This is a genomic window from Blastococcus sp. CCUG 61487, from assembly GCF_005222955.1.
Classification (GTDB): Bacteria; Actinomycetota; Actinomycetes; order Mycobacteriales; family Geodermatophilaceae; genus Blastococcus.
The window spans coordinates 1-8829 of sequence record NZ_LWUA01000016.1 but is presented as its reverse complement, the minus strand read 5'-3'; the positions used below and the strand labels follow the sequence as shown (position 1 = coordinate 8829).

Annotated in this window: 6 protein-coding genes; all 6 read right to left on the bottom strand. The window is 75.8% G+C overall.

Annotated features, from left to right (window positions below; genetic code table 11):
* A partial coding sequence (gene ftsW, locus A6V29_RS01710; RefSeq protein ID WP_137158679.1) for a putative lipid II flippase FtsW occupies positions 1–1194 on the bottom strand: 1194 nt, incomplete at its 3' end.
* A 127-nt stretch (positions 1195–1321) separates the two neighbouring features.
* Positions 1322–2743 (bottom strand): UDP-N-acetylmuramoyl-L-alanine--D-glutamate ligase, encoded by a 1422-nt coding sequence (gene murD, locus A6V29_RS01705; protein ID WP_249932925.1) that lies wholly within the window; start codon positions 2741–2743, stop codon positions 1322–1324.
* Positions 2744–2745: 2 nt separating this feature from the next.
* Positions 2746–3822 carry a phospho-N-acetylmuramoyl-pentapeptide-transferase gene (gene mraY / locus A6V29_RS01700; protein ID WP_137158677.1) on the bottom strand — a complete coding sequence of 359 codons (1077 nt, stop codon included), beginning with the start codon at positions 3820–3822 and terminating at the stop codon, positions 2746–2748.
* A complete protein-coding gene (locus A6V29_RS01695; protein WP_137158676.1) occupies positions 3819–5213 on the bottom strand; it encodes a UDP-N-acetylmuramoyl-tripeptide--D-alanyl-D-alanine ligase in 1395 nt (464 codons plus the stop codon). Before A6V29_RS01695 ends, mraY begins: the two co-directional genes overlap by 4 nt.
* Positions 5210–6715, bottom strand: coding sequence for a UDP-N-acetylmuramoyl-L-alanyl-D-glutamate--2,6-diaminopimelate ligase (locus A6V29_RS01690; RefSeq protein ID WP_249932924.1), 1506 nt, complete (start codon positions 6713–6715; stop codon positions 5210–5212). Before A6V29_RS01690 ends, A6V29_RS01695 begins: the two co-directional genes overlap by 4 nt.
* A 139-nt stretch (positions 6716–6854) precedes the next feature.
* On the bottom strand, positions 6855–8699 hold the full coding sequence (locus A6V29_RS01685; RefSeq protein WP_137158674.1) for a peptidoglycan D,D-transpeptidase FtsI family protein: 1845 nt from the start codon (positions 8697–8699) through the stop codon (positions 6855–6857).
* Positions 8700–8829 lie beyond the last annotated feature (130 nt).

Below are 8829 nucleotides of genomic sequence, written 5' to 3'. Positions count from 1 at the left end.
GGCGCGCTCCTCCGGCCGGCGGCGCGGGCGGACCGGCTCGACGGCCGCCGCCGGGGCGGGCAGCAGCAGCCGGGACAGCCGGGAGCGGTCGCGAGAGCGCAGGGACTCGACCGCGGCCGGCTCCGAGCAGGCGAACCGCGCGAGCAGCCCGATGACGACGAGGGTGAGGATCAGCGACGTGCCGCCCGCCGAGATGAGCGGGAGCGTCACGCCGGTCACCGGCAGCAGACCGACCACGTAGCCCATGTTCATCGTCGCCTGGCCGACGAGCCACACGGTGATGGCGGCGCTAGCGAGCTGCACGAACCTGTCGGCCGCCCGGCGGGCGATGCGGAAGCCCGCGTAGGCCAGCACGCCGTAGAGGGTGATGACCACCAGGCAGCCGAGGAAGCCGAGCTCCTCGCCGATGATCGCGAAGATGTAGTCGGTCTCCGCCTCGGGGAGGATGTTCCACTTCATCGCGCTGTTGCCCAGCCCCACGCCGGACCAGCCGCCGGTCGCGAGGGCGTAGAAACCCCGGATGGCCTGGAAGCCACCGGCGGTGGGGTCGGCGAAGGGGTCCAGGAACGAGGTGATCCGGGCCATCCGGTAGGGCGCGACCGCCACCAGGACGGCGGTCAGCACAGCTGCGACGCCGAGGAGCGCGGCGAACCAGCGCAGCGGCATCCCACCGGCCCACAGCAGCCCGACGAGCACCAGGCCGAGCGTGACCACGCCGCCGAAGTCGGGCTCCAGGATGAGCAGGAACGACAGGACGCCGAACACCGGCAGCACCGGGACGAGCAGCGACTTCGTCGTCAGGTAGCGCTCGCGCAGGGCCAGCACGTGCGCGCCCCACAGCGCGAAGACGAGCTTGCCCAGCTCGGAGGGCTGGAAGTCGGTGAACCCGAGCGAGATCCACTGCCGGGCGCCGTTGCGCTGCTGGCCGATCCCCGGGATGAGCACGAGGAGCAGCAGGGCCGCCACGACGAGCAGCCCGATGGGCGCCCACCGCCGCAGCAGCGCCACCGGGAGCCGCATGACCACGACCATCGCCACGATCCCGACGCAGGCGAGCACCAGCTGCTTGAACCCCGGCGCCCAGGCCGGCTGCTGGGACAGCGCCGCGTCGATCGCGGAGGCGGAGAAGACCATGGTCAGGCCGATGAGCAGCAGCAGGCCGGCGGCGCCGAGCACCAGGTGGCAGCTGGTCATCGGGCCGTCCAGCCACGCGGGTCCGGACCAGGCCCGGCTGGGCCGGTCCCCGGTGTCGGCGCGCGCGGGACGCCGCACGGGACCGCGCGCGGGCCGGGGGCGGGTCTCCGTCGTCGTCATGCGGAGGTCAGCCCAGCGCCCGTACCGCGTCGGCGAACGCGTCGCCGCGGTGGGCGTAGTCGCGGTAGACGTCCATGGAGGCGGCGGCCGGGGCGAGCAGCACCGTGTCGCCGGGGCGCGCGAGCTCGCGGGCCGCGGCGACCACGCGCGCCGTCGTCGCCTCTGCCGTCACACCGGTCCCATCCATCCCACCATCGTCGCCGCTGACGACCGTGACGACGGGGACCGTGGGGGCGTGTCGCGCGAGTGCTGCGGCGAAGAGGCCGCGGTCACGGCCGAGGAGCACCACTCCGGCCAGCCGGGAGGCGACGGCGGCCACCAGCGGGTCGACGTCGGCGCCCTTCAGCAGCCCGCCGGCGATCCACACCACGCGCGGGTAGGACGCCAGCGAGGCGCCAGCGGCGTGCGGGTTGGTCGCCTTGCTGTCGTCCACGTAGTCGACCCCGTCGACGGTGCCGACCAGCACGTTGCGGTGCGCGCCGCCGCGGAAGCCGGCCAGGCCCCGGCCGACGGCCTCCGCGGGCACGCCGGCGGCGCGGGCCAGCGCGGCGGCGGCGAGGGCGTTGACGGTGTTGTGCGGGCCCGGCACCTGCAGGCCGCCCGCCTCCAGCAGCACCTCGCCGGCGGGGTCCGCGGCGAAGGCGCGGTCGACCAGGGCGCCGTCCCGGACGCCCAGCTGACCGGGCCTCGGCTCCCCCAGGGTCACCGTCACCGGGTGCGGGTGGGCGGCGACCAGCGCCGCGGCGACGGGGTCGCCCGCGTCGGCGACCGCGACCGGCGCGCGCTCGAGGATGCGCGCCTTGGCGTCGCGGTAGGCGGCGAAGGAGCCGTGCCAGTCGGTGTGGTCGTCGGCCACGTTGAGCACTGCCGCCGCGACCGGCGCCAGCGAGGAGGACCAGTGCAGCTGGAAGCTGGACAGCTCGACGGCGACGGTGTCCACGCTCGGCGTCCCGTCGGGGTCGCGGGCGGTGACCACCTCGACCAGCGGGCGGCCCACGTTGCCGGCGGCCACCGCGCGCCGCCCGGCGGCCAGCAGGATCGCCTCGAGCATGGTGACCGTCGTCGTCTTGCCGTTGGTGCCCGTGACGGCGAGCCAGGGAGCCGGGGCGCCGTCCGGCCCCGCGATCCGCAGCCGCCAGGCCAGCTCCGGCTCCCCCACCACCTCGACGCCGCGGCGCGCGGCGTCGGCCAGCAGCGGCGCGTCGGGGCGCCAGCCGGGTGAGGTGACGACGAGGTCGGTGCCCTCGGGAACGGCGCCCACCTCGCCGAGCCAGGTCGCGCCGGCGGCGGTGAGCTCGGCGACGACGGGCCGCTCGGCGGCGTCGGTCAGCGAGACGACGGCGCCGGCGTCGAGCAGCACCCGCGCCGCGGCGGCGCCGGACACCCCCAGCCCGGCGACGAGGACGGCGGCGCCGCGCAGGTCGGCCACCGTCAGAGCCCCGCGAAGGAGAGCCAGTCGGCGTAGAAGAGCCCCAGGCCGAACGCCACCGCCATGCCGGTGACCAGCCAGAAGCGCACGATCACCGTGTTCTCCGTCCAGCCCGCCAGCTCGAAGTGGTGGTGCAGCGGAGCCATCCGGAAGACCCGGCGGCGGGTGGCCCGGAAGAACGCGACCTGGATGACGACCGACAGCGTGACGGCGACGAACAGCCCGCCGAGGACGACCAGGAGGAGCTCCGTGCGGGTGACGATCGCCAGCCCGGCGATCAGGCCGCCGAGGGCCAGCGAGCCGGTGTCGCCCATGAAGATCCGCGCCGGGCTGGTGTTCCACCACAGGAAGCCCAGGCAGGCGCCCATGCCGGCGGCGGCGACCAGGGTGATGTCGAGCGGGTCGCGCACCTCGTAGCAGCCGGCCAGGGCCTCCCGGGCGCAGTCGTGGGTGAACTGCCAGAACGAGATGACGATGTAGGACGCCAGCACCATGGCCGAGGCACCGGCGGCCAGGCCGTCGAGGCCGTCGGTGAGGTTGACCGCGTTGGAGAAGCCGGCGATGAACAGGTACGCCAGGAGGACGAACCCGATCGCCCCGAGCGTCAGCGGCTCGATGTCGCGGACGTAGGAGACGACCGTCGAGGCGGGGGTCAGCCCGTTGCTCGGGAAGTTGATCGCCAGGATCGCGAAGGTCACGCCGACGACGAGCTGCCCGACCAGCTTGGCGGTCTTGTTCAGCCCCAGGCTGCGGCGGTGCCGGATCTTCAGGTAGTCGTCGAGGAAGCCGACGGTGCCCATGCCGACCATGAGGAACAGCAGCAGCAGGCCGGTGGCGGTGAACCCCCACCCGTCGTCGCCGACGAACACCAGGTGGGCGGCGACGTAGCCGATCACGGTGGCGCTCACGATCACCGTGCCGCCCATCGTGGGCGTGCCCTTCTTGGACAGGTGGCTCTCGGGGCCGTCGTCGCGGATCTCCTGGCCGAGCCCCTGGCGGCGGAAGGCGCGGATGGCGATCGGCGTGAGGAGGATGGAGAGGATCAGACCGACGCCGGCGGCGATGAGGACGCTCCTCATGCGTCGCTCCCCTCGTCGAGGAGGTCGGCGGCGAGCAGTTCCAGCGCGTAGGAGCGGCTGGCCTTGACGAGGACGACGTCCCCGGGGCGCAGCACCTCCGCCAGCACCTGGTGGGCAGCGGCCCGATCCGGCACGAGCACCGACTCCTCTCCTGCGCCCAGCCCGGCCTCGGCCGCACCGTCGGCGATCCCTGCCGCGTCGGGGCCCACGGCCACGACCAGGTCGATCCCGGCGGCCGCGACGTCGCGGCCCAGCCGGACGTGCTCGGCGACCGCGTCGGCCCCCAGCTCGGCCATCCCGCCGAGCACGGCGACCCGCCGGGTGGCGGGCATGCCGGTGAGCGCGGCCAGCGCCGCCCGCATCGACTCGGGGTTGGCGTTGTACGCGTCGTTGACGACGGTGACGCCGTCGGCCCGGCGCTGGACCTCCATGCGCCAGCGGCTGCGCGGCTCGGCGGCGGACAGCGCGCCGGCGACCTGACCCGGTGCCAGGCCGGCAGCGAGCGCCGCGGCGGCCGCCGAGAGCGCGTTGGCCACCTGGTGCTCGCCGACCACCCGCAGCGCCACCGGGTGCTCCTCGCCGCCGGCGACGAGGGTGAACCGGGCGCGAGCGGTCTCGTCCAGCGCGACGTCGGTGGCGCGGACGTCGGCCTCCGGCGACCGACCGGTGGTGACCACCCGGGCGCGGGTCCGGGACGCCATGCCCAGGACGCGGGGGTCGTCGGCGTTCAGCACGGCGGTACCGCCGTCGGGCAGCGCCTCGACCAACTCGCCCTTGGCCTGCGCGATGACCTCGGGGCTGCCGAACTCCCCCATGTGCGCCGAGCCGACGTTGAGCACCACGCCGATGTCGGGCCGGGCGATGCCGCACAGCCTGGCGATGTGCCCGAGACCGCGGGCGCCGAGCTCGAGCACGAGGAACCTGGTGCGCTCGTCGGCAGACAGCGCGGTGAGCGGGAGGCCGATGTCGTTGTTGTAGGACCCGGGCGGGCTGACCGTCTCCCCCGCGGCGGCCAGCACCTGGCCGAGCAGGTCCTTGGTCGAGGTCTTGCCCGACGAGCCGGTGAGCCCCAGCGTCACCAGCCCGGCCGCGGCGAGCCGGGCGTGCACCCCGGCGGCCAGCCGGCCGAGCGCGGCGACGGGGTCGTCGACCAGCACGCAGGGCAGGGCCGGGTCGGGCCGGCTGCACAGGGCGGCTGCGGCACCGGCGGCCGCGGCGGCGCCGAGGAAGTCGTGCCCGTCGACCCGCTCCCCGGGGATCGCCACGAACAGGTCCCCCGGACCGGCCGTGCGGGAGTCCACCGTGACGGCCCCGGTCACCGGCGTGCCCGGGCCGCCGGTGAGCTCGCCGCCGGTCAGGTCCGCGACCTCGGCGGGGGTCAGCCGGATCACCGGAGCTCCCCGAGGACCTCGCGGAGGACCGCGCGGTCGTCGAAGGGGTGCACGGTGCCGGCGATCTCCTGCCCCGTCTCGTGCCCCTTGCCGGCCACGAGCACGGCGTCGCCGGGGCCGGCCAGCGCGACCGCGGCGGCGATCGCCGCACGCCGGTCGCCGATCTCGCGGACGTCGGCGCGTTCCCGCTCGGGCACCTGGAGCACGCCGGACATCATGGCCGCCCGGATCGCGGCGGGGTCCTCCGACCGCGGGTTGTCGTCGGTGACGACCAGCACGTCGCTGCCGGCCGCGGCCGCCGCGCCCATGCCCGCCCGCTTGCCGGGGTCGCGGTCGCCACCGCAGCCGAGCACCGTGACGAGCCGGCCGGACGTCGCCGCGCGCAGCGCGTCGAGCGCGGTCGTGACGGCGTCCGGGGTGTGCGCGTAGTCGACGACGGCGACGAACGACTGGCCGGCGTCCACCGGCTCCATCCGGCCGGGGACGACGGTGTTCGCGATGCCCTCCAGCGCGGCGTCCACGCCCACACCGACGGCGTCGAGGAGCGCGACCGCCAGCACGGCGTTGGCCACGTTGAACCGTCCGGGCAGCCGCACCCGGGCGCTGCGCCGCAGCCCTCCCGGGCCGTGCAGCGTGAAGGTGGAGCCGCCGTCGTCCGCGGTGGCCACGTCCTCGGCCCGCCAGTCGGCGTCCGCGCCGAGGGAGGAGACGGTGACCGGGCGCGGGCGCCCGGGGCGGTCGAGCAGGCGGCGGCCGTGCTCGTCGTCGACGTCCACCACCTCGGCGGCGGCCCGCCCGTCGAAGAGCAGCGACTTGGCCCGGAAGTACTCCGCCAGGTCACCGTGGAAGTCGAGGTGGTCGCGGCCCAGGTTGGTGAAACCGGCGGCGGCGAACCGCACGCCGCCCACCCGGCCCAGGACCAGCGCGTGGCTGGAGACCTCCATGACCACCGTCGCCGCGCCCGCCTCGGCCATGGCCGCCAGCAGGGCGTGCACCGCGGGCGCCTCGGGGGTGGTGCGCACGCTGGGCAGCGCCGTCACCGTCCCGTCGGCCGAGCGGGTCTGCGTCTGCACCGTCCCGATCAGGCCGGTGGCCCGGCCGGCCGCGGCCAGTCCCGCCTCGACCAGGTAGGCCGTCGTCGTCTTGCCGTTGGTGCCGGTGATGCCGATGACCGGCACCCGCTCGCTGGGCCGGCCGTACACGCGGTCGGCGAGCGTCCCGAGGAGCGCGCGGGGATCGTCGACGACGTACACCGGCAGGCCGGTCGCGGCGGCATCCGCGCGCCCGGAGGGATCGGTGAGGACCGCGACGGCGCCCCGCTCGACGGCCTCGGCGACGTACCGGACACCGTGCGTGCGGGCGCCGGGCAGCGCGGCGTAGAGATCCCCGGGCCGGACGTCGGAGGAGGCCAGGGTGAGCCCGGTGACCTGGGTCCCGGCGCCCGTCCCGGGAGCCCCGCTCACCGGCCGGCCGACCAGGTCGGCGAGCTCCGGGAGCGGCACGGGGCGCAGGGTGCGCGGGCGGTTCCCCACGGGCCGGGGAGCCGCCCCGGCGTCGGTCGGGGTCACAGGGCTCCAATCTACCGGCGAGGGGTGTCCTGGCCGTGTCACCGCGCCACGGCCCCGGTGCGGAGTCCCGCCGTCAGGGCGCGTGGACGAGCTCGAACTCGGGCCGCGCCGTCCCCGACGGGACGACGCCGTCCGCGGTGAGCGCGTACCGCATGATGTCGGCGAAGACCGGGGCGGCGGGCCCGCCCTCGGCGCCTCCGGTGGGGCGCTCGAGGTCCACGGCCACCACGTACTGCGGGTCGTCGGCCGGCGCGAAGCCGACGAAGGTCGTCACGTAGCCGCCGGTGTAGCCCCCGGTCTCGGGGTCCGGGCGCTGGGCCGTGCCCGTCTTCCCGGCGACGCGGAAGCCCTCGATCTGCCCCATCGGCGCGGTCCCACCCGGGCCCACGACCGCCTCGAGCATGTAGGCGAGGGAGTCGGCGGTGGCCTTGCTCACGACCCGGACGCCCTCGGGCCGCTCCCCCGGCGTCTCCCGGCCGTCGGGCGCGGTGACCGAGTGCACGATGCGCGGCTCGATGCGCACACCACCGTTGGCGATGGCCTGGTAGACCGACGCCATCTGCAGCGTGGTCACCGAGACGCCCTGACCGATCGGCACGTTGGCGGCGCGCGACGCCGTCCAGTCCGCCGAGTCCTGCAGGATCCCGGCGCTCTCCCCCGGCAGTTCGATGCCGGTGCGGCTGCCGATGCCGAAGGCCCGCAGGTAGTGCTCGAGCTTCTCGTCCCCGACCTCGCGCGCCAGCATGATCGTGCCGACGTTGCTGGACTTCGCCAGGATCCCGGTGACGGTCCAGTCGATGGGCTCGTGGTCACGGGCGTCGCGCACGACGCGATCGCCGGCCTCGATCCGGTCCTCGACGAGGAAGTGGGTGTCCGGGGTGGCCACGCCTTCCTCCAGCGCGGCGGCCAGCGAGATGGCCTTCATCACCGAGCCGGGCTCGAAGACGTCGGAGACCACCGGGTTGCCGAGCCGGTCGGGCGTCTCGCCGACCCGCCCGGGGTCGTACCCGGGGCAGGCACCCATCGCGGCGACCTGCCCGGTGCGCACGTCGAGGACGACGGCGGAGGCCCGGGTGGTGTCGCCGTCGGCGCAGGCCTCCTGCAGCCGCTGCTCCACGACGTACTGCAGGTCTTGGTCCACGGTGAGCGTGACCGAGCTGCCGTCGACGGCCGGTTCGGACTCGTCGATGCCCCGCGAGGGGATCGGGTTGCCACCGCTGCCGACCTCGACCCGCCGCTGTCCCGGGGTGCCGGCCAGCACCTCGTCGAAGGTCTGCTCGATGCCGGCCAGGCCGGCGCCGTCGGTGCCGACGAAGCCGACGACCTGCCCGCCGACAGTGCCGGCCGGGTACCGGCGGACCGGGTCGTCCTCGAGGAAGACGCCGCCGAGCCCGAGGTCGTCGATCTCGTTGGCGATCTCCGGGGCGACCTTCTCGGCGAGCACCACGTAGCGCGAGGACCGGGAGAGCAGGTCGGTGAGCTCGCCCACCGGCTTGCCGAGGACTGTCGTGAGCGCCAGCGCCGTGCGGGCCGGGTCGGCGACCACCGTGGGGTCGGCGACGACGCGCGAGGCGTCGGCGGTGTAGGCGAAGGGCCGTCCCTCCCGGTCGAGCACCTCCCCCCGGATGGCGGCGAGGGGGTAGGTGCGCAGCCGGTCCTGGGAGGCGGCGGCGGCGTACTCCGCGCCGTCGACGCCCTGGACGACGGCGAGCCGGCCGACCACGACGAGCAGCATGGTCACGAGCAGGGCGAGGCCGACCCGGTTGCGGCGGTTGCGCTGGACGACCGTGAGCCCCGCTCCCCCGCTGCGCCGGCTGCCCGGGGCGCGGCGCGAGGTGAAGGCGCCGGGGCCGGTGCGGGGCCCGGCCGGGCGGCCGCCACCGCGCGGACCACCGGGGCCGCGGACCGTTCCTGGCACCGTCAGTTCCCCTCGACGGGGCCGTCCGCGGGCACGGGCGGGGCTTCGGCCGGAGCGGGCTCGCCGCGCAGGACCGGGGTGCCGTCGGCGCCGAGCACGAGGTAGCCGGCCGCGCCCGCGGGCACCAGGC

What these genes read in the sequence shown, in the direction of transcription:
- mraY (WP_137158677.1), bottom strand. Translation starts at nt 3,822, where the DNA reads ATGAGGAGCGTCCTCATCGCCGCCGGCGTCGGTCTGATCCTCTCCATC.